This is a genomic window from Nonomuraea longispora (assembly GCF_004348345.1).
GTDB classification, from domain to species: Bacteria; Actinomycetota; Actinomycetes; order Streptosporangiales; family Streptosporangiaceae; genus Nonomuraea; species Nonomuraea longispora.
Genome location: NZ_SMJZ01000454.1, coordinates 1 through 679 on the forward strand (window position 1 = coordinate 1; position 679 = coordinate 679).

Consider the following 679-nt stretch of genomic DNA (forward strand, 5'->3'; position numbering starts at 1 on the left):
GCCCTCCGTGCCGACCTCCCGGGCGACGCGGGTCACCTCGTCGGCGAAGGACGACAGCTGGTCGACCATGGTGTTCAGGGTGTCCTTGAGCTGGAGGATCTCGCCCTGGGCGTCGACCGTGATCTTCCTGGACAGGTTGCCCTGCGCCACCGCGGACGACACCGCCGCGATCTGGCGCACCTGCGAGGTCAGGTTGTTGGCCATCGAGTTGACGTTGTCGGTGAGGTCCTTCCAGACCCCGGACACGCCGCGCACCTGCGCCTGGCCGCCGAGCTGGCCCTCCGTGCCGACCTCCCGGGCGACGCGGGTCACCTCGGAGGCGAACAACGACAACTGCTCGACCATCGTGTTCATGGTCGACTTGAGCTCCAGGATCTCGCCCTGGGCGTCGACGTCGATCTTGCGGGTGAGGTCGCCGTTGGCGACGGCCGTGGTCACCTGGGCGATGTTGCGCACCTGATAGGTGAGGTTGTTGGCCATCGAGTTGACGTTGTCGGTGAGGTCCTTCCAGACCCCGGACACGCCCTTCACCTCGGCGCGGCCGCCCAGCTTGCCCTCCGTGCCGACCTCCCGGGCGACGCGGGTCACCTCGTCGGCGAAGGACGACAGCTGGTCGACCATGGTGTTCAGGGTGTCCTTGAGCTGGAGGATCTCGCCCTGGGCGTCGACCGTGATCTTC

The 679-nt window shown here is 67.5% G+C and carries 1 protein-coding gene; it reads right to left on the bottom strand.

Annotated features, from left to right (window positions below):
* Nucleotides 1-679, bottom strand: a 679-nt coding sequence (locus E1267_RS43920; protein WP_165960141.1) for a HAMP domain-containing protein, incomplete at both ends; no start/stop codon positions are given.